This window comes from Bradyrhizobium sp. MV1.5, assembly GCF_055807615.1.
The window spans coordinates 12,201-36,609 of the sequence record NZ_JBVVPL010000001.1; the positions used below are offsets into that span (position 1 = coordinate 12,201).

Here is a 24,409-nt window from a genome sequence, read left to right on the forward strand (position 1 = left end):
GCGGGTTATTCCCCCCCCACCCCCCCCCCCCCCCCCCCCCCCCCCCCCCCCCCCCCCCCCCCACCCCCCCCCCCCCCCCCCCCCTCCGCCCCCCCCCCCCCCCCGGCCACCGCTGCCCCGCATTCCGCTGCGCTCCATGCGGGCTACAAGCGCAGAAAGCTGTCGCCACGGTCCGTCCCGCCGTCGTCTTCCGACAAATCCCGCCGAATCCACCCCCGATTTGAACCTCTCCGCGTTTCGCGGCGTCAAATGCCCGGAATTTGCAGTCGGCGCCCCCCAATCATGGTGCCGGAGAGGGGCGAGAAATCAGATGGATGCAGCGAAAACGTCGGGCATCTTCATTCACCAATATGCGGGGCTGCCACACGGCCCGGCCTTCGAACATTGGCGCGAGCGGACTTTCGGAGCCTGCGGCCTGGATATCGGGCCGAGCCGGGGCGACAGCATCGATTGCCGGCTCCAGGTCAGCGTGGTCGATAATATCGCGCTCGCCATTCCCGAAGGCGCCTCCGCGCAATATTCACGCACCCAGAGCCACCTTGCCGACGGTAGCGACGATCTCGTCCTGATCGCGGCGCATGCGGGTCTCGTCCGCGTCGGGCAGAACGGCCATGCCGTGGAGCTTGCGCCCGCGCAGATGGTGCTCGTCGACATGGGCATCACCGGCACCGTCGGCCACACCGAGGAAGATCGCTTCACCACCATCCGCATGCCGCGCCGCGCGCTGCTCGAGATCAATCCGCGCGCCGAGGACAAGCTGTCGCAAGTGCTCTCGGATGGCGCGGTCGCCGAGACGATCTTCCGCTACCACTCCCTTGCGGCCCATCACGCGCCGCATCTCGACGCCGTCGGCCAGCGCCTCACCGCGCAGCACATGGTCGATCTCGTCGGCCTCCTGCTCGGCACCGACGCCGAGCATGCGAGTCTTGCGCGCGGGCGAGGTCATGCGGCGGCCCGTCTCGATCTCATGCGCGCCGACGTGATGGCTGCGCTTGGCCGCAACGATCTCTGCCTGTCCGAGATTGCCACGCGCTCCGGCCTCAGCCCGCGCCAGGCACAGCGCCTGTTCGAGCAGGCCGGAACGACCTTCACCGAATTCGTGCTGGAGCAGCGCCTGCTGCAGGCGCGCAAGCTGCTCAGCGATCCCCGTGCCAGGACCCGCAAGATCAGCGACATCGCGCATTCGTCGGGCTTCTCCGATCTGTCCTATTTCAACCGCGCCTTCCGCAAGCGCTTTGCCGCGACGCCGTCGGAACTGCGCGAGGCCTGAGCCGCGCCGAGAATTTGTGCGGCGCGCCGCTGCCACCGCAGTTGGTCCGCCCGCAGGGCAATCGCATATGGTATTTTGGGAGTTCTGAACGCGCGCCTCGTCCTTCGAGACGACCGCTTCGCGGTCTCCTCAGGATGAGGCTAAGCTGCATCGGTGCCCGTTAAAACTGCTGCCGCACGCTCGGTCCTCATCCTGAGGGCCCGCCAACGGCGGGCGTCTCGAAGGATGGCCTCAGAGACCCATATGCGATTGCCCTAGGTCCGCCCGGCCGGATGAGCTACAGTCTGCGCGGTCAGACGGCTTGACCGTTCGTCGCTTCGTCGTCGCTCTCTTGGGAAATGCAGTCAACGGACATGGCGCGTATCGTCGTGCTCGGCGCCGGATTTGCTGGTCTGTGGGCGGCCATCGGTGCCGCACGCAAGCGCGAGGAGATCGGCGCGGCCGGCCGTGACATCGAGATTCGTGTCGTCGATCGCAATCCCTATCACAACATCCGCGTCCGCAATTACGAGGCCGATCTCGGCGAGGTCGCGCTTCCGCTTTCGCAACTGCTCGATCCGATCGGCGTCAGTCACGGGATCGGCGAGGTCGAGGCCATCGATCCGGTACGTCGCGAGATTTCGCTGGTCAGGGGTGGCGGCGACGAGACGCTGGCTTATGACCGGCTGGTGCTGGCGCTCGGCAGCGAAGTGATGCGTCCGGACATTCCCGGCCTTGCCGAGCATGTTTTCGATGTCGACACTTATGCAGCAGCGCTCCGCCTCGAGGATCATCTCAATTCGCTCGGACGCAGCGCGCCTTCGCCGGGGCGTTCGACGATCGTCGTGGTCGGCGCCGGCTTCACCGGCATCGAGGTCGCGGCCGAGATGCCCGACAGGCTGGCGCGCGCCGGCATCACCGGCAGTCGCCGCGTCCTCCTGGTCGATCCCAATCCTGCGGTGGGCGCCACGATCGGCGCGCATGCGCGTCCCGTCATCGATGCGGCGTTGGCCTCGCTCGACGTCGAGACACGGCTTGGCGTGCGCGTCGTCTCCGTCGAGGCCGCCGGCCTGGGCCTGAGCTCGGGCGAGTTCATTCCGACGCGGACGGTGATCTGGTGTGCCGGGATGCGCGCGAGCCCCTTGGCCGCGAGCTTCCCGGACGCACGCGATCGCCTTGGGCGCCTTCTCGTCGATCCCCTGATGCGGGTTGCGGATGTCGGCGGTGTGTTCGCGGCCGGCGACGTCGCCTCGAGCGTGGTCGACGGCTTGCATCCGACCGTGATGTCCTGCCAGTTCGCGCGTCCCATGGGCCGCTTCGCCGGCCACAATGTGGTCGCCGATCTCGCGGGACTGCCGATGCTGCCGCTGCGGATCGACTGGTACGTGACCGTGCTCGATCTCGGCGGCTGGGGCGCGCTCTATACGGAAGGGTGGGACCGCGACGTCCGCGCCACCGGCGCCGCCGCGAAGGCAACCAAGCAGACCATCAACCGCAAGCGCATCTATCCGCCGCTGTCGGGGCGCAAGGACGAACTGTTCGCCGCAGCCGCGCCGACGGTGCAGGGGCCGCCGCCGACGTATGGCGCGCCGCGTGTTTGAGCTGACCCTGCACCCATGAGCCGGGCGAAGGAAGCAAAGGAAGGCAATGCCCGCCGAGGCTTTGACCCGACGCCGGCTGAGCCGTTGGGAACGGCATCACTGCAATCTCCTGGTCAGGACCTCCACGAAGCCGATAGAATGCTCTTTACATCTCGGGGGTGGACATGCGGCGGCGCGAGCTTCTTGCTATACTAGGCGCGACGGTAGCCTTACCTCTTGTGGCGCGTGCCCAGCCGGACTTGCCGATCGTCGCCGTGCTGGTGCCGGGACCTGCAAAAAACGCTGAAGATCGGATTGTGGCTATCCGTCAGGGCATGCGGGAGGCTGGCCTTACCGAGGGCATCAACTTCACCTTTGCTTGGCGCTACGCGGACGGTGTCTTCGACCGGTTGCCCGCCCTTGCGCTTGAACTCGCTGCTCTCAAGCCGCGCGTCATCATTGCTTCGGCTGCCGCCGCGCCGGTCGCGCACAAGATGCTGCCCGACCTGCCCTTGGTCTTCACATCCTATGCCGCAGATCCCATCAAAGCAGGATTCGCCGAAAGCTATGTGCACCCGGGCGGCCATGCGACCGGCAATGTGATGAGTGCGGTTGGCGGCGAGCAGGCACTTACCGGCAAGCGCTTCAATCTGTTCAAGGAGCTGGTGCCGGACCTGAAGGCGCTCGGTTTTATCGGTTCGTCGTCTCTTCTGGCCACAATCGAGCTGAACGCATTGCAAAGCGTCGCTGGTCAACTCGCCTTTTCGGTTGTTCGACATGAAGTTCGTGGGCTCGATGACGTCGAGGCCGCGGTTTCGGCGAGCATGCGAGATGGCGTTGATGCCCTCTATGTGTCCGGCGAGCCGCTGCTCTACAACAACATGCGCCGCGTCTTGCCCCTGGTGATGGCGCCGGGAAAACCGACGGTCGGCACTTATCCGGAATGGGGCCGCGCCGGGCTTCTGATGTCCTATTCGGCCGATCTGATCGACGACTTCCGCCGCGCCGGCATCTATGCCGCAAAGATCCTCGGCGGCGAAAAGCCTGCGAACCTGCCGATCGAGCAGGCCAGCAAGTTTGTGCTCGTCCTCAATCTCAAGACGGCCAAGGCTCTGGGCGTCACGGCGCCGGACCGCCTCCTGGCGGTGGCCGATGAGGTGATCGAGTCATGAAGGCACGGCCCTCCATTGCAAAGGCATGATAGCCTCATACAAGCGCTAGCGTTGCCCGCCGGGCAAAACACCCAAGCTGCCGGTCAACCCGCACCGCCCAAAATATTCCACTTTCCCGAAATTCGGAATTGCGTATATTCCGCCTCACTCCGGCCCAAGGAAGAGGGGCGTATCGCGATCGTCACGAACGCGGGCCGGACGGCGGTGGACGTTGGTCACATCGGCGCGAAGGACTTCGCAGGGCGGGCAACCGTGAGCGAAGGCGTCGCGCACACGACCGGTGTGATCGGCGTACGGCAAAATCGTGTGGTCCTGGCGCCCGGGGTCTGTGCGCCAAGTGTTGCGGTGATGTGGGTTGCCCAACCGGGCACGCGCGTCAGCCATCCGCAAGGCGACGGGGGCAATAGTGCATCGCTCCCCGGGGAGATCACGACATAAGCCGTAAAGCCACTGCGCAGGGAAGGCCGGATGTTTTGGCTTCACCTGTATGCCGCTGTGCAGATTTTTTATTGCAACTTCGCACAGTGGACCGCGGGTGCCAGCCGGCACCCGGTCTTCCCTGCGCCCTCTTTCAATCGAGGGTGAGGCGACCAAGCAAAGCTCGGGCGAAACTAGTCGCGAGGATGCGAAGGTGTGTCTACAAGTGAGATGTGAATCTAAGAGCGACGTTCTTGCCTACACTCCGTCATTGCGAGCGCAGCGAAGCAATCCAGCCTGTCTCTTTGGAGGGATTCTGGATTGCTTCGCTGCGCTCGCAATGACGATGTTGAAGCAGGTGTGCCTGAAAACTCAGTCTCGTGCCCCGGACGCAGCGCGTCACGAAGTGATGCGCTGCAGAGCCGGGGCCCATGTGTCAGCGGGCGGCGTGGCTTGCTGGTCCCCGCTCTGCGCAGCAACGCGGAGAGTGTCGCAGCGCGTCCGGGACACGAGAGGAAAGTATCGCGCGACATACCCCAGACATGAGAAAGCGCCCGTGGGGGGCGGGCGCTTTCTGTAGTCGACTTGGGGTTGGGGTCGTCTACATATCCACGTGGCGACTTTGGGGGGCTGATAAAGAGCCGCGTGAATTCCTGAAACTCAAATCTCCTTAGCGAACGAGGGAAACGTTCGAGCTGGTGATGGCGATCGGCTTGCCCGCCTTCATGACGCGAGCGGTCTGGGTCAGGCCTTCGTCTGAACTCGTACGCGCGGTGATCCCGAGACCCGCCACCGCGATGCCGGCAACGAGCGCGACAACCACGATCTTGAGGTGGGTCGAGCGATCTGCGCTGTAAATCGAGTGGTTCATGGAAGGCTCCTGCCGCCATCTACCCGAAGTAGTCGCCTGCGTGTTTGGGCAGGTTCATGCTTCCGGTGCCCAACAACCTAGTATTGGGGGGATTCGTTCCCAAGAGGCGATCACAAGAGCGTGACAGGACGTGAGAAGCCGCGATCAAAAACGGCCCTGGATCGTGCAATTTGGCAATTATTTCAAAGCTGTAATGTGCCTGTCTGGCGCCTTGCCGGCCGTTGATCGGCAAGGCGCCAAAAGCTGAAAAACCATTTGCCTGTGGCCGAAAAACACACGGCTTCTTAAGGCAAATCAGATGCTTCCGACCGTTTTCAACCTCGCCCTGGGGTGGATTTCAGCCTGCGACAGCACGGTCGTCTGGGCCCGGAACCGCTCGACCAGGGAACGCACGAAGGGACGAATTGCCGCAGAGGTGACCAGTACCGGGGCCTCGCCTTCGCGGGCGGCGCGCTCGAAGGCCTCGCGCACGCCGGTCATGAATTCCGACAGCTTCGAGGGCTGCATCGCCAGGCTGCGCTCTTCGCCCTGGCCGATAATGGATTCGGCGAAGGCTTGTTCCCACCGCGCCGACAGCGCGATCAGCGGCAGGTAGCCGCTGTAGGAGGTGTTCTGCGCACAGATCTGCCGCGCCAGGCGGGCGCGGACGTGCTCGACCATGGTGGCGGGATTGCGCGAGAAGGCGAGCGAGTCGGCGATGCCTTCCAGAATGGTCGAGAGGTCGCGGATCGAGATGCGCTCGGCGAGCAGCAGCTGCAGCACGCGCTGGATGCCGGAGACCGTGACCTGTCCGGGCACGATGTCCTTGACCAGCTCGCCCTGCTCCTTCGGCAGCTCCTTGAGCAGCTTCTGCACCTCGCCATAGGAGAGCAGGTCCGACATGTTGGCCTTGAGCAGCTCGGTGAGGTGGGTCGAGAGCACGGTCGCGGCGTCGACGACGGTGTAGCCCTTGAGCGAGGCCTCCTCCTTGAGGCTGGCATCGACCCAGGTCGCGGGCAGGCCGAAGGTCGGCTCGGTGGTGTGGATACCGGGCACCTGCACCTGGCTGCCGCCGGGGTCCATGACCATGAACTGGCTCGGCCAGATCTTGCCGGTGCCGGCGTCGACCTCCTTGATCTTGATGATGTAGGTGTTGGCTTCGAGCTGGACGTTGTCGAGGATGCGCACGGCGGGCATCACGAAACCCATCTCGATCGCGAGCGAGCGGCGCAGCGCCTTGATCTGCTCGGTCAGGCGATCGGTGCCGTCGGGGCCGTTGACCAGCGGCAGCAGGGCATAGCCGAGCTCGATCTTGAGGTCGTCGATCTTCAGCGCCGCGGAGATCGGCTCCTCCGCCGCAGCGGAGCCGGCTGCGCCCGGCGTTCCCGGCGCGGGTGCGGTCTTCGCAACTTCCTCAGCCCTGGCAGTTGCCCGGTTGCGGTTGCGGGCGTGCCAGGCGAGCGCGCCGGCGCCGGAGCCGAGCGCCAGGAAGGGAAGGGTCGGGATGCCCGGCAGGGCCGCCAGCACCAGCATGACCGCCGCGGACATCGCGAGCGCCTGCGGATAGCCGGAGAACTGCTTCATCAGCGCCTTGTCGGCGGCGCCGGACACGCCGGCCTTGGAGACGAGCAGGCCGGCCGCGGTCGAAACGATCAGCGCCGGCACCTGGGTGACGAGGCCGTCACCGACGGTCAGCAGCGTGTAGCTGCGGCCGGCGTCGGCAAAGGACAGGCCCTGCTGCGCCACGCCGATGATCATGCCGCCGACGACGTTGATGAAGACGATCAGAAGGCCGGCGATGGCGTCGCCGCGGACGAATTTGGAGGCACCGTCCATGGCGCCGAAGAAGCCGCTCTCGTCCTCCAGATCCTTGCGCCGCTGCTTGGCGACCGTCTCGTCGATCAGTCCGGCGGAGAGGTCGGCGTCGATCGCCATCTGCTTGCCTGGCATGGCGTCGAGGTGGAAGCGAGCGGCGACTTCGGCGATACGGCCCGAACCCTTGGTGATGACGACGAAGTTGACGATGATCAGGATGGCGAAGACGATGATGCCGATGACGAAATTGCCGCCCATCACGAAGCTGCCGAAGGCCTCGATGACGTGACCGGCGGCGTCCGTGCCCTCGTGCCCGTGCGACAGGATCAGGCGGGTCGAGGCCATGTTGAGCGACAGCCGCAGCATGGTCGAGATCAGCAGGACGGTCGGGAAAGCGGAGAATTCCAGCGGCGCCTGGATGAACAGCGAGGTCATCAGGATCAGGATCGAGAGCGTGATCGAAATCGCCAGGAACAAGTCCAGCACGATCGCGGGCAGCGGAAGGATCAGCACCACCAGAATGGTGAGGACGCCGAGCGCCAGGGCGATATCGCCGCGCTTGAGGATGTTGCCGATCTCGGCAAGGGTGGGGAAACCGGCGTTCGTGCCGCCTACGCCCTGTCCCGCGGTGACGTCGACCATGGTAGCTGCCCCTCCGCGCGACTGCCGTCCGCGCGCCCCAAACGTCTGCGCGGCGGCCGAAGGGCCGCCGTTCCGAAAGTGAGGCACCGCACTGGCGTCCACAGGGCACTCCCCGTTCTACGCGGCTGACGACACTCGACTCCACTGGGCAATTCTTGCCGGGTGTATGGTTAGCAAAGGGTTAATAAAGGGTGCGGCATGGGGGCTGACCGCGGTATTTGGGGGCTCTCAGGCCGTCATTACGGGGCGCGCGAAGCGCGAGCCCGGAATGACCGAGATGACCTACTTCGCCTTCTCTATCCGGGTCACCGTATAGCCCGAAGCAGCCTCCTCGGCTTCGAAAGTCACCTTGTCGCCGACCTTCACCTGCTTGAGCACGGCCGGGTCCTTGACGCGGTAGACCATGGTCATGGGTTCATCCATGCCGAGGTTTTTCGCGGGTCCGTGCTTGAGCGTGATCTTGCCAGCGCCCTCGTCGATCTTCTTGACCTCGCCACTGATCGCGGCGCCCTGGGCCGCCAGGGCACCTGTGGCAAGGCCGACGGCCAGCGACAGCGCGGCGGCGATACGGATGATGCGGTTCATGGGGACCTCCCTTGCGTTACTTCACGGTGACGTGGCCGACCATGCCGTAGTCGCGGTGGTCGGGAATCAGGCAGGAAAATTCGAACGTGCCGGCCTTGCTGAACTTCCAGAGGATCTCGGCTGTCTTGCTCGGCGCGAGCCTGACACCGTTCGGATCGTCGTGCTCCATGTGCGGATGCTTCTTCATCTCCACTGCATGCGCGAGATTCTCTTTGGTGGTGGCGAGCAGGAATTCATGGTCCTCCTTGCCGACATTGCGCAGCACGAAGCGGATCTGCTCGCCGCGTTTGACCTCGATCCTGGCGGGGGCGTAGTCCATCTCGTTCAGCAGGATCTCGATCGTGCGCGCGGATTTTTTGGGATCGCCGGGCTCGCCGGCCGAAAAGGTGCCGTGCCCGTTCTGGTCGTGGGCAAAGGCCGGCGCGGCCAAAAGCGCGGCCAGCGCGAGACCGAGCTTGATCGTCGTCTTCATTGGTATCTCCAGTTGGTGGTGGTTCATCGAAACGCTCACATCTTCATGTTCTTCATCGGCGGCCCGCCTGGTTGTTGCCGCACTGGCTCCGGGGCCGGCGGCGTGACTTCGTAGGCGACGGTGTCTTGCGGGAACTGGTAGGGGCCGGGATCGCGATAGTCGTCGCGCGCGAGGCCTTCGCGGATCTTCATCACCGTGAACATGCCGCCCATCTCGATCGGGCCGAACTGACCGGTGCCGGTCATCATCGGCAGCGTGTTGTCGGGCGCCGGCATCTCCATGTTGCCCATCGCCATGCCGGTCGAGCCCATCGCCATGCCGTCAGGCGCGAGCTTGCCGACGGCCCTGGCGAGATCCTTGCGCGACACCCCGATCATGTTGCGCATGTCGTGTCCCATCGCGTTCATGGTGTGATGCGACTTGTGGCAGTGGAACGCCCAGTCGCCGGGGTTGTCGGCGAGCATGTCGAACACCCTGACAGCACCGACCGGTACGTCCGTCGTCGTCTCCGGATATTGCGCGCTCTCCGGAATCCAGCCGCCGTCGGTGCAGGTCACCGCAAAGCTGTGGCCGTGCAAATGGATCGGATGGTTGGTCATGCTGAGATTGCCGATGCGCACGCGCACCTTGTCGCCGAGCCTGACCGGCAGCGGATCGATGCCGGGAAACACCCGCGCATTCCAGGTCCACATGTTGAAGTCGGTCATCTCGTTGACCTTCGGCAGATAAGTGCCGGGATCGACGCGATAGGTGCTCATGACGAAGACGAAGTCGCGGTCGACCGGGCGAAAGCTCGGGTCGCGCGGATGCACGACGACCATGCCCATCATGCCCATCGCCATCTGCACCATCTCGTCGGAATGCGGGTGGTACATGAAGGTCCCGCTCTTCCTCATCTCGAACTCGTAGACGAAGGTTTTTCCCGGCTGGATGTGCGGCTGGGTCAGTCCGCCGACACCGTCCATGCCGCTGGGAATGATCATGCCGTGCCAGTGCACGGTGGTGTATTCGGGCAGCCTGTTGGTCACGAAGATGCGGACCTTGTCGCCCTCGACGGCCTCGATCGTCGGGCCCGGCGACTGGCCGTTATAGCCCCACAGATTCACCTTCATGCCCTCGGCGAATTCGCGCACCACGGGCTCGGCAACGAGATGGAATTCCTTCCATTCGCCATTCATCCGGAACGGCAGCGACCAGCCGTTCAGCGTGACGACGGGGTGATAGTCCGGCCCGCTGACGGGGTGCAGCGGCGGCTGCATCACCACCTTGTCCATGTGCGGGCCTTCCGGAATGGAGGCTGCCTGCGCGCGGCCGCTGACGACGGATGCGCCGGCGAGCGCCGCGCTACCCAAAAATCCTCGGCGGGAATACATGTTGGCCCCCATGTCAGTGACCGCCATCGGCAGGCGCTGCCGCGGCGATGGTGGTTGAATTGTCGCCGTCAGCAGGCGCGCCGCCGCCATTGACGGCGGTCTGCAAGTCGGACTGGGCGAGGAAGAATTTTTGCCTGGCGTCGATCGCGCCGCGCAGCGAGGCCAGGCGCTGCCGCGCCTCGGTGAGCAGCGCGAAGATATCGACCTGCATGCTGGAGAAGCGGAGCTGCATCTCCTCGGTGATGATTTTTCGCAAGGGGATGATCTCGCGCTGATAGTGACTGGCGATGTCGTAGCCGGAGCGATAGATCCGGTAAGCATCGCGCGCCTCGGAGCGTACATTCACGGCGCGCTCGGTCAGCCGATTGAAGGCGAAATTGTAGGTCTCCGCCGCCTGCCGCACCCGCACCTCGCCGCCGTCGAAGATCGGGATCTGGAACTGGACGTCGAAGCCGCGCTCGCGGAACGGCGCGCCTTCCGGATCCCGGGTGCGGCGGGAGATGCCGGCGAGATCGAGCAGTGTCACGAAGCGCGTCGCCTCGGTGAGGTTCAGCGACTTCGCCAGCGCGGTCAGCTCGAGCCGCGCGATCTGAAGGTCGATGCGATGGGCGACCGCGTCGGCTTCGATCGACGGCAAAGCCTGCGGCCGGCGCGGCAGCGGCGGCAGCTGGTTGGGCAGGCGGAAGTCGAGGCCGCCGTCCCACAGCCCCATTAGGCGCGCCAGCTTTTCGCGCGCGCTCGTCGCCGTCTGTCGCGCGGTGGCGAGGTCGGCGGTGGTCTCGGCGTAAAACACCTGCTCTCGGGCCTGATCGAGCTTGTTGATCGAGCCGGTTTCGCCGAGCTTGACCGCGAGCTGCGCGGTCGATTCCGCCGTCGCCTTCGCATCCGTCAGCAACGCCGCCATCTCGTTGCCGCCAACGGCGCGCCAATAAGCGCGGCGGACGTCGGCAGCAAGCCGCAACGTCGCCAGGCTAGCTCGCAATTGCGCCTGGCGAAAACGATCGCGGGCGATGTCCGAGCGGAACGGCAGGGTGGCGAGCGCGAGGATGTCGCCGACAATTTGACGCTCGATTTCGCTGGCGCCGTTGCCCGAGATCCGCGAGACCGAGAACACGGGATTGGGCGGCAGGCTCTGCTCGACGAGATCGGCCTCGGCCAGCGCCAGCTCGTTATAGGCGGCCTGAAGCCCCTTGTTGTTGAGCAGTGCGATCTGCACTGCGGCCTCGACGCTGAGTGTTCGCGAGAGCAGCTGGCGAACGCGCGCGCCGACCGCGCCGGCTCCCTCGGCCGTTCGCACGAAGGCGACGTCCTTGTTGATGGCCTGGCTCGTCAACTCCGAGACGGCATTCATCCCGCTGTCAGGCGAGAAGGCGGCGCAGCCGGCAAGTCCGGGCGCGCAAAGGCCGAGCGAGGCAAGAACGAGCAGGCTTGGCGCGAGACAGTGTGTCATGGCGCGCTCCTACCGGTTTTGCTTGGGTTGCGGCGCGACTCTCTCGTTGCGCTCGCGCCATGGTGCGGGCGTTGCTGGCCGCAGGCTGGTGTAGGGCGCAATCGTCGAACGATAGCTGGCGCGCGCGACCTTGGCCGCGGGATCGGCAGGATCAGCGCCGGGGACTTGTGTCGTTGCCGGCATGCAGCCGGACAACCCCAATGCCGTCGCGGCCAGCAGCGGCCAAATGAATCGAAAGTGTCGTCCCCGCGCTGTGGATGCAGCGGCGGACTTCGCCCCGGAAAGCGTAAGCATGAGTCATCCCTGATCTGTCTGGAGACCACAGGTTCGCGCGCGCGGATGCGCGCTCGGCCTGACGTCGTCGCGCGTCAGATCAGGCGATGGGAGGGCGGTAGAGCAGGGGCCGCGCCGCGCTGTGCAGGCTGGCCACGATCTCGGGCGAGCAGGCGGAAACCGGCTGAAGCGGCTTTGCGACGCTGGGCAGGTCGGCCGGCAACGCGCTCACACACATCATCGCGCAGCACGGTCCCGGCGTACCCTTGCCGTCGTGATGATGCGGCGCGGGCGCGTCCTGCGCGGCGGTCTGGTGATGCGCATGCGGCCCGGCGTGGTCATGCGAGGCGCCGTCATGCGTGTGGCCGGCCTGCATCTGGTGATGCACCGGCACGAGGTCCGCGAGGAGCGCGTCGTCGAGGCACGGTGCTGGAGCGCTACCCCAGGCGAGGCTTGCGGCCGGCGCGAGCACGCAGAACAGATAGGCAAGGGCAATGAGGCGCCCCACCCTGATCCGCATCGATCGTGTCAATCGCAGCAACATTCCGCCGACATGCGCTCCGCGCGGCCATGTTGCACACGCTGATTGCAAATTAATGGCAAACCGCGCGTTCGCCAAGCTCCTTCTTACCGCAGTGCACCGTGCATGCCCAATATCGCGCCACAATGCTTGACCCTGTGGCGATCCGCGGGCCATGGTCCCGCCCGTGCACGCGCCAAATCAATCAGGACAGACACCTGAAGCATTCACGCCTGATTCGCGTCAGGCCTGGATGCGCCTCGTCATTGCGCTTCTGATCGGCTCGATCGGCGGCGTCGGCATGTGGGCGATCGTCGTCATGATTCCCGCGGTGCAGGCCGAATTCTCGGCGACGCGCGGCGCGGTGTCGCTGGCTTTCACCCTAATGATGTTCGGCTTCGGGCTTGGCGGCGTCATCGCCGGCAGGATCACCGACCGGTTCGGCATTGTGGCGGCGATGGCGATCAGCATCGCCTTCCTCGGCATCGCCAACGTGCTGGCGGGTCTGTCAGTCCAGCTCTGGCAGTTCGTGGCGGCCTATTTCCTGATCGGGCTCGGCACCTCGGCGACCTTCGCGCCGCTGATGGCGGAAGCCTCGCACTGGTTCGAGCGTTATCGCGGGCTGGCCGTGACAATCGTCGCGAGCGGCAATTATGTCGCCGGCACGATGTGGCCGCCGCTCGTGAGCACGGGCATGCAGACGATCGGCTGGCGTTACACGCATATCGGCATCGGCCTCGTCTGCGTGAGCCTGATGACCATCCTGGTGCTGGTCCTGCGCGCGCAGATGGGCCACGACAACGTTCACGATCATGCCAATGCAGCGCCGCCGCGGGTCGACCTCAAGCTCTCGACCAACACGTTGACGGTGCTGCTCTCGATCGCCAGCATTTCCTGCTGCGTTGCCATGGCAATGCCGCAGGTGCATATCGTCGCCTATTGCGGCGATCTCGGATATGGCGTGGCGCGCGGCGCCGAGATGCTGTCGCTGATGATGGCCTGCGGCATCGTCAGCCGGATCGGCTCGGGCTATCTCGCCGACAAGATCGGCGGCATCCCCACACTGCTGATCGGTGCGCTGGCGCAAGGCTTTGCACTTGTATTCTACCTGTTCTTCGACAGCCTGACCTCGCTGTATTTGATCTCCGCGATGTTCGGCCTGTTCCAGGGCGGCATCGTGCCGAGCTATGCCATCATCGTGCGCGAAGCGATGCCGGCGAGCGAAGCCGCAACTCGGGTCGGCATCGTGATCTTCGCCTCCGTGTTCGGCATGTCCTTCGGCGGCTGGGTGTCCGGCGTCATCTTCGATGCGACGGGCTCCTATGCCGCGGCGTTCGCGAACGGCGTGGCGTGGAACGCGCTCAATATCGGCATCGTCTTGACGCTGCTGATCCGCTCGCGGATGAATGCCGTCAGGACCGGTCCGGGCTTTGCGACCTAGACTGCCTGCCCCGCCTTCAGCAACGAACAACCCGTGATCTTGTAGCTGCCATCCGCCTGCTGCTCGAGCGTGTAGAGCGCTTCCCAGGCCTCGCCATTGGCATCGATGATATGGACGTGCTGGGCAATCCGGCTGCCCTCGCTCTTGCTGTCGCCGAATTCAAAGCTCTTGTGCCGGTAGACCGGCGGGTAGCCGTTTTGCACCATGGACATGAAGATGTCAGGCGCAGGGAAGATCTCTTGGATCGCCGGCGCGGCGTAGGAATAGGCCGCGCGCGCGTCGTCGCGGCCGAATGCCTGCTCCTGGGCGCGGATGATATCCTGTGCCGTCGCGACATCGTCGGCGCGCGCTGAGATGGGGCCGAAGGCGACACTGAGAAAGACCAGCAAGGCGGCGATGCGCATGACAGGCTCCGCGTTGAAATCCCGGCGGTGCCGATCCTAGCACATCTCTCGGGCTATCGCTTCCGCTTTGCAGCCGGCTTCGCGGACTTGGCGGCCGCGCGGACCCTGGCTTTCATGACAGGCTGCACCCGCAGCCCGTCAACGAACACGTCGAGCATTCGCAGCACCGAGGATTGCCAGCCGGGCTGGTCGTGCATGTAGCACATGCCGAAGAACGCGCGCAGCAAGTCCTCGGGACTGACGTCTGCCCGCATCGCGCCGGCCGCGGCTGCGCGATCGAGCAGCGAGCCGATCGCCTTGGTCAGGCGCTCAAAGGAAAAGGCATGCAACTCCGACCCGCTCTGCACCGCGAGTGCCAAGGCTGCCACCATGCCCTTCTTGGTAGCAACGAATTCGACCCCCGAGCGGAGCCATCGCCTGAGCGCGTCGACGGGATCCCCGTTCTTCAAATGCTCGGCGAGCTCGCTGAGCTGCTCGACCTCGCGCCGGTACACCGCCTCGAACAAATCCTCGCGGGTCGGAAAATGCCGATAGAGCGTGCCGATGCCGACGCCGGCGCGTTTTGCCACGGCTTCCAGGCTCGCCTCCGGACCACCCGCGTTGAACACGGCCTTGGCCGCCTCGAGCACGCGCTCGCGATTGCGCACGGCATCGGCGCGGGGCTTCCGGGTCTGGTCGGTGTGCTCGTCCATCCACGCAATGTAGATCACGAATTGGTTAGATTGAACCCTTACGGGGCTGCATCGCGTTGATGCGCACGGGCTTTTGACGAATTCCAAATATTTCCCGCCGGCTCTTGTTAAGCGGAGGCTGCCTCCGTATCTTCGCTGAAGACGTTGGCCCGGATGATGTTCGGGCGGCGCATGTCGACGGCGGCCACGGCGGTGGCGCGCTGCGCGACGACTCATGTCCATATCTGATCGGAGCCTTGTATGAACCACTCCATCAGCCTCACCGTGAACGGTGCGCGGCGCGATTTCGTCCTCGACGATCCGCGCGTCACGCTGCTCGATCTCTTGCGTGAGCGCCTCCATCTGACCGGAACCAAGAAGGGATGCGACCGCGGCCAATGCGGCGCCTGCACCATTCTCGTCGACGGCAAGCGCATCAATTCCTGCCTCGCGCTGGCCATCAGTCATGACGGCGCCGACATTCTCACCATCGAGGGCGTGGCGCGGGGCGACCAGCTTCACCCGGTGCAGGCCGCCTTCATCGCCCATGACGGCTTTCAGTGCGGCTTCTGCACGCCCGGCCAGATCATGAGCGCCATCGGCATGATGAGCGAGGCACAGGCCGGCAACGATCCCGAGCGCATTCGCGAATGCATGAGCGGCAATCTCTGCCGCTGCGGCGCCTATGCCGGCATCGTCGATGCCGTGCTCGACGCGCAGGCCGACATGGACGAATCCAATCAGAGGCGCACCGCATGAAGCAATTTGATTATGTCAGGCCCGCCACGGTCGCCGAGGCCGTCGCGGCCGCCGCGCAGCCGGGCGCGGTCTATCTCGCCGCCGGCACCAATCTGCTCGATCTGATGAAGGGCGGCGTCAGCCGTCCGGATCGTCTGGTCGATGTCAGCCATCTCGACGGGCTCGATCGCATCGAGCGCCTCGCCGAGGGTGGGATGCGTATCGGCGCACTGGTGAGCAACGCCGATCTCGCGCATGACGCCGACTTTGCCAAGTCCTACCCGGCCGTCGCCGAAGCGCTGCTCTCCGGCGCATCGGCGCAACTGCGCAACGCCGCGACCGTCGGCGGCAATCTGCTGCAACGGACGCGCTGTGCGTATTTCTACGACACCGCCAGCCGCTGCAACAAGCGCGAGGCCGGCAGCGGCTGCGACGCGCGTGAGGGCGAGAACCGCACCCACGCCGTGCTCGGCTGGAGCGAAAACTGCATCGCAACGCATCCGTCCGACTTCTGCGTGCCACTGGTCGCGCTCGACGCCATCGTCGAGATCGAGGGCAGGAACGGGCGGCGCGAGATCGCGCTCGACGAGCTGCATCGCCTGCCCGGCGAGACCCCCGAGCGTGAATCGGCGCTCGAACCGGGAGATCTCATCGTCGCGGTGCGCCTGCCGTCCGCTGCGCGCGGCTTTGCTGCTCATGCGCGTTATCTCAAGGTCCGCGATCGAACGTCCTATGCGTTTGCCGTCGTCTCGGCTGCGGCTGCGCTCCGGATCGAGAACGGCAAGATCGCGGAGGTGCGGCTTGCGCTCGGCGGTGTCGCCGCAAAGCCCTGGCGCGCTCGCGCTGCGGAGGACATGCTCAGGAACGTCGCGCCCGCGGTGGACGCTTTCCAGGAAGCCGCCTCGCGCGCGCTCGCCGACGCAAAACCGTCCGGCGACAACGCCTTCAAGATCGAGCTCGCGCGCCGCATCGTCGTGCGCGCGCTGAGCCTCGCCGCCGCCGGTACGCCCGCGCGCATCCCCGCGCTGCCGGCCTCTCCCTTTGCCTCGACCTCCGGAGCCATTCATGCCCGAGCTTAATCTCACCAGCGCGCCCGCTCATCTGCGCCACGGCTCGAACATCGGCCAGCCGCTGACCCGCCGCGACGGCGTGCTCAAGGTCAAAGGCCAGGCGACCTATGCCGCCGACAATCATCCGCCCGGCATGCTGTTTGCGGTGATGGCCGCCGCCAGCATTTCGCGCGGTCGCGTGACCTCGCTCGATGTCGCGGCTGCCAAGCGCCATCCCGGCGTCGTCGATGTCATGACGTCGGACCACAAGCCTGAACTCGCGATCGACCCCGAGATCAAGACCAATCCATTCGTGTTCCGGATGGAGGTGTTGCAGAGCAATGAGGTCCGCTACGCAAACCAGCCGATCGCCGTCGTGATCGCCGAGACGCTGGAAGCGGCGACGGAAGGCGCGGCGCTGCTGGCACCGCGCTACGAAACGCTGCCCGCGCTCGTCGGCCTCGATGCGGGTGAAAGCTTCGTGCCGCCGGTCGTCGGCGTCGGCAACCCCACGGAAAATCACCGAGGCGATGTCGAGGCGGGGCTCGCGTCTGCCGAGAAGCGGATCGACGCGATCTACGAAACGCCGCCGCAATATCACAACGCAATGGAGCCGCATGCGATCGTGGCTGCCTGGGACGGCGACAATCTGCAGATCGACATGCCGACCCAGGGCCTCATGCTGTCGCTGGCGCGCGTTGCCGAATTGTTCGGCATCGCGCACGACAAGATCCACATCCGCAGTCCGTTCCTCGGCGGCGGGTTCGGCTCGAAGGGGCTCATGGCCGGTCCTCCGGTGCTCGGCATCATGGCGGCAAAGCTCGTCGGCAAACCGGTCAAGCTGGTGCTGCGCCGTGAGCAGATGTACGGGCCGGTCGGTCATCGCGCGCCGACGCGGCAGCGGCTGCGCATCGGCACCGACCGCGAGGGGCGCCTGACAGCGCTCGATCACCACGCGCGCACGGTTTCGAGCACGTTCGATGATTTCTACGAGCCTGCGGCCGATGCCTCGCACACGCTCTATGCGGCGCCTGCGATCCGCACATCGCATGATGCCGTGCGCGTCAACACCGGCACGCCGTTGTTCATGCGGGCGCCCGGCGAGGCCACCGGCTCGATCGCGCTGGAGAGTGCAATCGACGAGATGGCATGGGCCTGCGGCATCGATCCGCTCGCCTTTCGTCTGAAGAACTATGCCGACGTCGAGCCGATCACCGGCAAGCCGTTTTCGTCCAAGGCATTGCGCGCCTGCTACGAGCAGGGCGCCGCGCGCTTCGGCTGGGCCAAGCGATCGCTCCAGCCGCGGCAGATGCACGACGACACCGGCCTTCTGGTCGGCTGGGGCATGGGCACCGCGACCTTCCCCGCGCTGATGTTCCAGGCCGAAGCGCGTGCCGTGCTTCGCCGCGACGGCTCCGGCGCCATGGAAATCGGCGCGCATGACATGGGGCAGGGTGCCTGGACGGCGCTGGCGCAGATTGCGGCCGACGAACTCGGGCTTGATATCGATCGCGTCGAGTTCAAGGCCGGGACGTCCGATCTGCCCGATGCCGGCATTGCCGGCGGCTCCGCGCACACCGCGACCGCGGGTGCCGCGATCCACAGCGCGGGCGCGGCCGTGATTGCAAAACTCGCCGATTTCGCCACCGGCGATGAGCGCTCGCCACTGTTCGGTGCCGGCAATGCCGGCGTGATCGCGCGCGATGGCAGGTTGATCCGGCGCGACGACGAGAGCCGCGGCGAAAGCTATTCCGAGATTCTCGCGCGCGCCGGTGTCGCCGAGGTCGAAGCGCGCGGCACCGGTGCGCCGAATCCGGCGGCAATGGAGGAGTATGCGATGCACGCCCATGGCGCGGTGTTTGCGGAGGTGAAGGTCGATCCCGAGCTCGGCCAGGTCCGCGTCACCCGCATGGTCGGCGCCTTCGCCGCGGGACGCATCGTCAACCCGCGCATGGTGCAGAGCCAGCTGTTCGGTGGCATGATCTGGGGCCTGTCCTTCGCGTTGCACGAGGAAGCCATAACCGACCGCCGCACGGGCCGGATCATGAACGCCAATCTCGGCGAGTACCATATTCCCGTGAATGCCGACGTGCCGCCGCTCGACGTGATCACGGTCGAGGAGCACGATCCGCACGTGAACGCGCTCGGCATCAAGGGTGTCGGAGAGATCGGCATCACCGGCAGCGCAGGCGCGGTCGCCAACGCGGTGTGGCATGCGACGGGCGTGCGCGTGCGCCGCTTTCCGATCCGGATCGAGGAGTTACTGACGTAGCCTGAGGCCGCGGGCCGGCGAGACCGTCTCGCTCCGTCGGGTGCTAATGCAGCTTCTTGCGAAGAGCCTTGAGCGCTTCTCGCTGCGACTCGATGTAGTTCGCGATGGCCTTGCGCAGCTCCTCCGAATGGAGCTTGTCGCTGTCGCGCTGCACTTCATCGAGTGCGGCCTCTGCATTTGCGAGCGTGATCTTCATAGCGAGCCCTGTTACGAAGCGGCTCCGGAAAGCGGAGGCTGCTTGGCTATCGCTCGAAACATATAGAGGATCAGGCTACGGAAATTGAGATGGCTCAAGCTCCGTATGATACCGGTGGCTCCGTGGGATTGCGGATAACTTCAAAACGTCGGCGGCGTGCAGGCCGAGATCACCTCGCACGGCTTGCCGCCGACGCAGCGGAAGCGATGCGGGCGACGGCTCTCGAAGTAGTAGGCATCGCCCGGATTGAGGATGCGGCGCTCGTCCTCGACGGTGACTTCGAGCTTTCCCGAGATCACGATGCCGCCTTCCTCGCCGTCATGGACGAGGTGAACGCGCCCGGTGTCGCTGCCGGGCTCGTAACGCTCCTTCAGGATCTGCAGGCTGCGACCGAACAGATTGTCGCCGACTTGCCGATAGGAGATCGGCTTCTTGCCGACCTCGGTCAGCTCTTCGCCGCGGTAGAAGATCTTGCGCCGGCTCTCCGGCTCCAGCGCGAAGAATTCGGCAAGGCCCATCGGAATGCCGTCCAGGATGCGCTTGAGCGCCCCCACGGATGGGTTCATCTGGTTGGATTCGATCAGTGAGATCGTCGAATTGGTGACGCCGGCGCGTTTGGCGAGTTCGCGCTGCGACAGCTTCTGGCGCGCCCGGATGAATCGCAGCCGTCCACCGATATCGACGCTCATGTCCCTGACCCGTGTTGCAAGTGTTGCGGATCGCGCAAATATGGACCGGCAGCCCCAGTCAAATCAATGGCTTGCAGCCCATCAGAAAAGGACTTGTTGCGCTTTTCAAGCCGTGCCTCTGGTAGCAGGTCAGCAAAGGAGCGTGGCCCGTGACCCTTCATCAGATTCCGAACACCATCAAGACCGACTCGTTCTGGATGCCGTTCACGGCCAACCGGCAATTCAAGAAGGCGCCGCGCCTATTCTCCTCGGCCGAGGGCATGCACTACACCACCGTCGACGGCCGCAAGGTGATCGACGCCTCCGCCGGCCTCTGGTGCGTCAATGCCGGCCACGGCCGCAAGCAGATCGCCGCCGCCGTCGAGCGCCAGCTGATGACGCTGGACTTCGCACCGTCGTTCCAGATGGGCCATCCGCTGGCATTCGACTTCGCCGAGCGTCTGGCCGAGATCGCACCAAAGGGCCTCGATCGCATCTTCTTCACCAATTCCGGCTCAGAGTCGGTCGACACCGCGCTGAAGATCGCACTTGCCTATCATCGCGCCAACGGCCAGGCGAGCCGCACCCGCCTGATCGGCCGCGAGCGCGGCTATCACGGCGTCGGCTTCGGCGGCACCTCGGTCGGCGGCATGGTCGCCAACCGCCGCGCCTTCGCCACCCTGCTGCCGGGCGTTGACCACATCCGCCACACCCATGATCTCACCCGCAACGCCTTCGCCAAGGATCAGCCCGAGCATGGCGCCGAACTCGCCGATGATCTCGAGCGTCTGGTCGCCCTGCACGGCGCCGAGACCATCGCAGCCGTCATCGTCGAGCCGGTGCCGGGCTCGACTGCGGTATTGCCGCCGCCGAAGGGCTATCTCCAGCGCCTGCGCGGGATCTGCGACAAGCACGGCATCCTCCTGATCTTCGACGAGGTCATCACCGGCTTCGGCCGCCTCGGCACGCCGTTCGCCGCCAACTTCTTCGGCGTTACGCCGGATCTGATGACGACGGCCAAGGGCATCACCAACGGCACCATTCCCTGCGGCGCCGTGTTCGCGAGCCGCAAGGTTCACGACGGCCTGATGGTCGGCCCGGAGAACGCGATGGAGCTGTTCCACGGCTATACCTACTCGGCCCATCCGGTCGCCTGCGCCGCGGGTATCGCCACGCTCGACATCTACAAGGACGAAGGCCTGCTGACGCGCGGTGCGTCGATCTCCGAATATTGGCGCGATGCGCTGCATTCGCTGAAGGGCCTGCCCAACGTCGTCGACATCCGCAATTGCGGTCTGATGGGCGCGGTCGAGCTGTCGCCGCGTGACGGTACGGTCGGCGTGCGTGGCTACGACGTCATGGTCGATTGCTTCAATCGCGGGCTGTACTTCCGCATGAGCGGCGATAGCTTTGCGCTGTCGCCTCCGCTCATCGTCGAGAAGAGCCACATCGACGATATCGTGTCGATCCTCGGTGATGCCATCAAGCGGGTGGCCTGATAATTGCTCTCGCCGTTGCGAGTTGCCTCTTGCAGCGGCGCGCGTGATGCCGCGGGAGTTTGACGAAGCGTGAAAGTTCTGATCCTCGGCAGCGGTGTCATCGGTGTCACCTCTGCCTACTACCTCGCGCGTGCCGGCCATGAGGTGACGGTGGTCGACCGTCAGCCCGAACCGGCGCTCGAAACCTCCTTTGCCAATGCCGGCGAAGTGTCGCCCGGCTATTCCTCGCCCTGGGCCGGTCCCGGCGTCCCGGTGAAGGCGGTCAAATGGCTGCTGATGAAGCACGGCCCGCTGGTGATCCGGCCGAAGCTCGATCCCGTGATGTGGGTCTGGCTGCTCAAGATGCTGCGCAATTGCACCAGCGAACGCTACGCGGTCAACAAGAGTCGGATGATTCCGATCGCGGAATATAGCCGCGATTGCCTGCGCGACCTGCGCCGCGACATCGGCATCCAGTATGACGAGCGCTCGCAGGGCACGCTGCAGCTGTTTCGCTACCAGGCCCAGCTCGACGGCACCGGCGAGGACATCGCCGTGCTCAAGCAATACGGCGTGCCGTTCGAGGTGTTGGACCGTGAGGGCTGCATCGCGGCCGAGCCGGCGCTGGCGGGCGTGAAGGAGAAGTTCGCGGGCGGACTGCGCTTGCCGCAGGACGAGACCGGCGATTGCCACATGTTCACGCAGGCGCTGGCCAAGCACGCCGAAGCGCTCGGCGTGCGCTTCATGTTCAACACCGGCATCGAGCGCATCGTCACCGACGGCGCGCGCGTCAGCGGCGTCGCGACCAGCGCCGGGATGTTGCTGGCCGACAGCTACGTCCTCGCGCTCGGAAGCTGGTCGTCGCGGCTGGTCGCGCCGCTCGATATTTCGCTGCCGGTCTATCCCGTGAAGGGCTATTCGATCACGGTACCGATCAAGGACGCTTCCGGCGCGCCGGAATCGACCGTGATGGACGAGAGCTACAAGGTCGCCATCACGCGCCTCGGCAATCGCATCCGCGTCGGCGGTACCGCCGAAATCTCCGGCTTCTCGAGCCAGCTCTATGATGCGCGCCGCGCCACGCTCGATCACTCCCTGACCGATCTGTTCCCGCGCGGCGGCGATCTCTCCAAGGCGACGTTCTGGAGCGGCCTGCGTCCGATGACGCCGGACGGCCCGCCCGTGATCGGCCCGACGAAGTACGCCAACTTGCACCTCAACACCGGTCACGGCACGCTGGGCTGGACCATGTCGTGCGGCTCCGGCCGCGTGCTCGCCGACATGCTGTCCGGCAAGAAGCCGGACATCGATGTGAGTGCGCTAACGGTGGATCGGTACAAGTACCGGTTCGGTTGAGACCTGTATCCCCTCGTCATTGCGAGGAGCTCTTGCGACGAAGCAATCCAGACTACCTCCGCGGTGAGAGTCTGGATTGCTTCGCTTCGCTCGCAATGACGGCTGCGCTACCCCGTCCCCGTCACGCAATTCACCCACAGCACCACGGCCTTCGCATCTTCGGTCGGGTTGGAAAACCGGTGCGGCCTCCGGCTTGCAAAGCGAAAGCTGTCGCCGGTCTTCAGCGACCACGTCTCGCTGTCCACCGTCAGCATCATCTCGCCTTCGAGCACGAGGCCGGCTTCCTCGCCGTCATGGGTGTAGAGCTCGTCGCCCGTGGAGCCGCCGGGCTCCAGATGTACCAGGAACAGATTGAGCCGGTTGTCGGCGCTGGCGGGGCTCAGCAATTGCTTGGACACGCCGGTGCGCCAGAGCTTCAGCTCGGGCCGCTGAAGCCCGCGCGTGACGATTTGGTCGGATGCGCCGTCGGCGCTCGGGCTCGCGCCGAACAGCGCGGCGATGCCGACGCCGAGCACGTCGGCGAGCGTGGCCAGCACGCGCAGCGACGGCGACGACAGGCCGCGTTCGATCTGGCTCAGGAAGCCGATCGACAGCTCCGTGCGCGCAGCGACCGTCTCGAGAGAGAATTGGCGGATGCGCCTGAGATCGCGGATACGGCGGCCGACCGCGACATCCATCGCCGGCTCGGCCGCTTTCGCCGTAGCCCTGGCGTTGGCTTTCACCTTCACCTTTATCTGCACCTTCTTCGCCGGCTTTGCGGCGGCCGGTCTGCGCATTCTCTTGCCACCGCTCACGTCAAACCGCTTCCTTCATGTGCATGAAAACCGCTTGCATCAGTCGTGAAAGTGTGACCAAATTTTCATATTGGTGAAAATAGGCCGAAACGGCTTGGCCCGCAACGTCTGCGATGACGAGATCCGCGAGCGCCGCCATCGGCCGGACCCAAAGGGGAATGCGATGAAGCGTTTTGGTCTGGCCGCGGTCGCGGCACTCGCGATTGCCGCAGCAGCGCCGGCTTCGGCGCAGCAAGTGCTGAAGGTCGGCTCGACGCCGACAGGCATTCCCTTCACCTTCCTCGACACCAAGACCAATTCCATCCAGGGCATCATGGTCGATCTCGTCACTGAAGTGGGCAAGGACGCCGGCTTCAACGTGCAGATCGAGCCGATGCAGTTCTCGGCGCTGATCCCGTCGCTGACATCGAGCAAGATCGACATCATCGCGGCCGCGATGTTCATCACCGCGCCGCGCAAGGAGGTCGTCGACTTCTCCGACCCGATCTACACTTATGGCGAAGGCCTCGTGGTTCCCAAGAGCGACACCAAGGCCTACGCCACCCAGGACGATCTCAAGGGCGAGACGGTCGGCGCCCAGGTCGGCACCGCCTTCGTCGACGCGCTGAAGAAGTCCGGCCTGTTCGCCGACGTCAAGGCTTACGACACCATCCCCGACATCCTGCGCGACGTGAACACCGGCCGCCTCAAGGCCGGTTACGCCGATTACCCGATCCTCGCCTACAATCTGAAGCAGGGCGGCTTCCCCGAGGTGCGACTCGTCGACAGCTACAAGCCTGCCACCGTCGGCTCGGTCGGCATCGGCGTGCGCAAGGGCGAGACCGCGCTGCTCGGCAAGATCAACGCCTCGCTCGCCAAGCTGAAGGCCAACGGCACCATCGACAAGATCCTCGACAAATGGGGCCTGAAGGCACAGGGTTGATCGCAAGAGGCCAATCGATGAA

The 24,409-nt window shown here is 65.3% G+C and carries 24 protein-coding genes; 10 read left to right on the plus strand and 14 right to left on the minus strand.

What is annotated here, in order from left to right; genetic code table 11:
• The first annotated feature begins 310 nt into the window (after positions 1-310).
• The 3 genes from AC0L2J_RS00080 (at position 311) to AC0L2J_RS00090 (ending at position 4,001) form a co-directional block, all read left to right on the plus strand.
• The gene (locus tag AC0L2J_RS00080) at positions 311-1,270 is read left to right on the plus strand and encodes a helix-turn-helix transcriptional regulator (RefSeq protein WP_473251445.1); all 960 of its coding nucleotides are present in this window, start codon (positions 311-313) and stop codon (positions 1,268-1,270) included.
• Positions 1,271-1,623: 353 nt separating this feature from the next.
• Complete coding sequence (locus AC0L2J_RS00085) at positions 1,624-2,850, plus strand: NAD(P)/FAD-dependent oxidoreductase (RefSeq protein WP_007606305.1); 1,227 nt, start codon at positions 1,624-1,626, stop codon at positions 2,848-2,850.
• Between the two features lie 239 nt (positions 2,851-3,089).
• Positions 3,090-4,001: an ABC transporter substrate-binding protein gene (locus AC0L2J_RS00090; protein ID WP_157234035.1), complete on the plus strand. Its 912-nt coding sequence runs from the start codon at positions 3,090-3,092 to the stop codon at positions 3,999-4,001.
• A 1,087-nt stretch (positions 4,002-5,088) separates the two neighbouring features.
• Here AC0L2J_RS00090 and AC0L2J_RS00095 read toward each other — a convergent pair.
• The 8 genes from AC0L2J_RS00095 to AC0L2J_RS00130 all read right to left on the minus strand — a co-directional run bounded on the left by AC0L2J_RS00095 (position 5,089) and on the right by AC0L2J_RS00130 (position 12,422).
• Entirely contained in the window at positions 5,089-5,289 is a 201-nt protein-coding gene (locus AC0L2J_RS00095; protein WP_007600553.1) for a hypothetical protein, read from the minus strand.
• A gap of 294 nt (positions 5,290-5,583) precedes the next feature.
• Positions 5,584-7,725, minus strand: coding sequence for a flagellar biosynthesis protein FlhA (gene flhA / locus AC0L2J_RS00100; protein ID WP_063993785.1), 2,142 nt, complete (start codon positions 7,723-7,725; stop codon positions 5,584-5,586).
• 282 nt (positions 7,726-8,007) lie between these two features.
• Positions 8,008-8,310 carry a copper-binding protein gene (locus tag AC0L2J_RS00105; protein ID WP_007606312.1) on the minus strand — a complete coding sequence of 101 codons (303 nt, stop codon included), beginning with the start codon at positions 8,308-8,310 and terminating at the stop codon, positions 8,008-8,010.
• Between the two features lie 16 nt (positions 8,311-8,326).
• Positions 8,327-8,782 (minus strand): cupredoxin domain-containing protein, encoded by a 456-nt coding sequence (locus tag AC0L2J_RS00110; RefSeq protein WP_473386340.1) that lies wholly within the window; start codon positions 8,780-8,782, stop codon positions 8,327-8,329.
• A 35-nt stretch (positions 8,783-8,817) separates the two neighbouring features.
• Positions 8,818-10,155 carry a copper oxidase gene (locus AC0L2J_RS00115; RefSeq protein ID WP_473386869.1) on the minus strand — a complete coding sequence of 446 codons (1,338 nt, stop codon included), beginning with the start codon at positions 10,153-10,155 and terminating at the stop codon, positions 8,818-8,820.
• A 13-nt stretch (positions 10,156-10,168) separates the two neighbouring features.
• Positions 10,169-11,605, minus strand: a complete 1,437-nt coding sequence (locus AC0L2J_RS00120) for a TolC family protein (protein WP_473386342.1) — start codon at positions 11,603-11,605, stop codon at positions 10,169-10,171.
• Between the two features lie 9 nt (positions 11,606-11,614).
• On the minus strand, positions 11,615-11,899 hold the full coding sequence (locus AC0L2J_RS00125) for a hypothetical protein (RefSeq protein WP_473386344.1): 285 nt from the start codon (positions 11,897-11,899) through the stop codon (positions 11,615-11,617).
• A 79-nt stretch (positions 11,900-11,978) separates the two neighbouring features.
• On the minus strand, positions 11,979-12,422 hold the full coding sequence (locus tag AC0L2J_RS00130; RefSeq protein ID WP_473386348.1) for a hypothetical protein: 444 nt from the start codon (positions 12,420-12,422) through the stop codon (positions 11,979-11,981).
• A gap of 151 nt (positions 12,423-12,573) precedes the next feature.
• Here AC0L2J_RS00130 and AC0L2J_RS00135 point away from each other — a divergent pair, with 151 nt between their 5' ends.
• Positions 12,574-13,839, plus strand: coding sequence for an MFS transporter (locus AC0L2J_RS00135; protein ID WP_473386350.1), 1,266 nt, complete (start codon positions 12,574-12,576; stop codon positions 13,837-13,839).
• Here the strand turns inward: AC0L2J_RS00135 and AC0L2J_RS00140 are convergent.
• The gene (locus AC0L2J_RS00140) at positions 13,836-14,243 is read right to left on the minus strand and encodes a DUF4864 domain-containing protein (protein WP_473386353.1); all 408 of its coding nucleotides are present in this window, start codon (positions 14,241-14,243) and stop codon (positions 13,836-13,838) included. The two genes, AC0L2J_RS00135 and AC0L2J_RS00140, sit on opposite strands and share 4 nt — an antisense overlap.
• A gap of 53 nt (positions 14,244-14,296) precedes the next feature.
• Positions 14,297-14,935 (minus strand): TetR/AcrR family transcriptional regulator, encoded by a 639-nt coding sequence (locus AC0L2J_RS00145; protein ID WP_179950135.1) that lies wholly within the window; start codon positions 14,933-14,935, stop codon positions 14,297-14,299.
• Between the two features lie 240 nt (positions 14,936-15,175).
• On the opposite strand from AC0L2J_RS00145, the gene AC0L2J_RS00150 reads away from it, so the two are divergent.
• The 3 genes from AC0L2J_RS00150 to AC0L2J_RS00160 are packed head-to-tail and all read left to right on the plus strand — an operon-like array spanning position 15,176 to position 18,973.
• Positions 15,176-15,673 (plus strand): (2Fe-2S)-binding protein, encoded by a 498-nt coding sequence (locus tag AC0L2J_RS00150; protein ID WP_007606326.1) that lies wholly within the window; start codon positions 15,176-15,178, stop codon positions 15,671-15,673.
• A complete protein-coding gene (locus tag AC0L2J_RS00155; RefSeq protein WP_473386355.1) occupies positions 15,670-16,731 on the plus strand; it encodes an FAD binding domain-containing protein in 1,062 nt (353 codons plus the stop codon). Before AC0L2J_RS00150 ends, AC0L2J_RS00155 begins: the two co-directional genes overlap by 4 nt.
• On the plus strand, positions 16,718-18,973 hold the full coding sequence (locus tag AC0L2J_RS00160) for a xanthine dehydrogenase family protein molybdopterin-binding subunit (RefSeq protein ID WP_473386357.1): 2,256 nt from the start codon (positions 16,718-16,720) through the stop codon (positions 18,971-18,973). Before AC0L2J_RS00155 ends, AC0L2J_RS00160 begins: the two co-directional genes overlap by 14 nt.
• 43 nt (positions 18,974-19,016) lie before the next feature.
• Here AC0L2J_RS00160 and AC0L2J_RS00165 read toward each other — a convergent pair whose 3' ends face one another.
• Both AC0L2J_RS00165 and AC0L2J_RS00170 read right to left on the minus strand, forming a co-directional pair.
• The gene (locus tag AC0L2J_RS00165) at positions 19,017-19,169 is read right to left on the minus strand and encodes a hypothetical protein (protein WP_167552259.1); all 153 of its coding nucleotides are present in this window, start codon (positions 19,167-19,169) and stop codon (positions 19,017-19,019) included.
• Positions 19,170-19,309: 140 nt separating this feature from the next.
• Positions 19,310-19,858 carry a cupin domain-containing protein gene (locus AC0L2J_RS00170; RefSeq protein ID WP_007606338.1) on the minus strand — a complete coding sequence of 183 codons (549 nt, stop codon included), beginning with the start codon at positions 19,856-19,858 and terminating at the stop codon, positions 19,310-19,312.
• A gap of 149 nt (positions 19,859-20,007) precedes the next feature.
• On the opposite strand from AC0L2J_RS00170, the gene aptA reads away from it, so the two are divergent.
• Together aptA and AC0L2J_RS00180 are read left to right on the plus strand one after the other, a co-directional pair.
• Complete coding sequence (gene aptA / locus AC0L2J_RS00175; protein WP_473386360.1) at positions 20,008-21,336, plus strand: omega-aminotransferase AptA; 1,329 nt, start codon at positions 20,008-20,010, stop codon at positions 21,334-21,336.
• Between the two features lie 69 nt (positions 21,337-21,405).
• Positions 21,406-22,671 carry a D-amino acid dehydrogenase gene (locus tag AC0L2J_RS00180; protein WP_473386363.1) on the plus strand — a complete coding sequence of 422 codons (1,266 nt, stop codon included), beginning with the start codon at positions 21,406-21,408 and terminating at the stop codon, positions 22,669-22,671.
• Between the two features lie 107 nt (positions 22,672-22,778).
• On the opposite strand, the gene AC0L2J_RS00185 is transcribed toward AC0L2J_RS00180, so the two are convergent.
• Both AC0L2J_RS00185 and AC0L2J_RS00190 read right to left on the minus strand, forming a co-directional pair.
• Complete coding sequence (locus tag AC0L2J_RS00185; RefSeq protein ID WP_473386365.1) at positions 22,779-23,447, minus strand: helix-turn-helix domain-containing protein; 669 nt, start codon at positions 23,445-23,447, stop codon at positions 22,779-22,781.
• 19 nt (positions 23,448-23,466) lie between these two features.
• Positions 23,467-23,604, minus strand: a complete 138-nt coding sequence (locus AC0L2J_RS00190; RefSeq protein ID WP_473386367.1) for a hypothetical protein — start codon at positions 23,602-23,604, stop codon at positions 23,467-23,469.
• Positions 23,605-23,628: 24 nt separating this feature from the next.
• Here AC0L2J_RS00190 and AC0L2J_RS00195 point away from each other — a divergent pair, with 24 nt between their 5' ends.
• The gene (locus AC0L2J_RS00195; RefSeq protein WP_473386369.1) at positions 23,629-24,387 is read left to right on the plus strand and encodes an ABC transporter substrate-binding protein; all 759 of its coding nucleotides are present in this window, start codon (positions 23,629-23,631) and stop codon (positions 24,385-24,387) included.
• Positions 24,388-24,409: the final 22 nt, after the last annotated feature.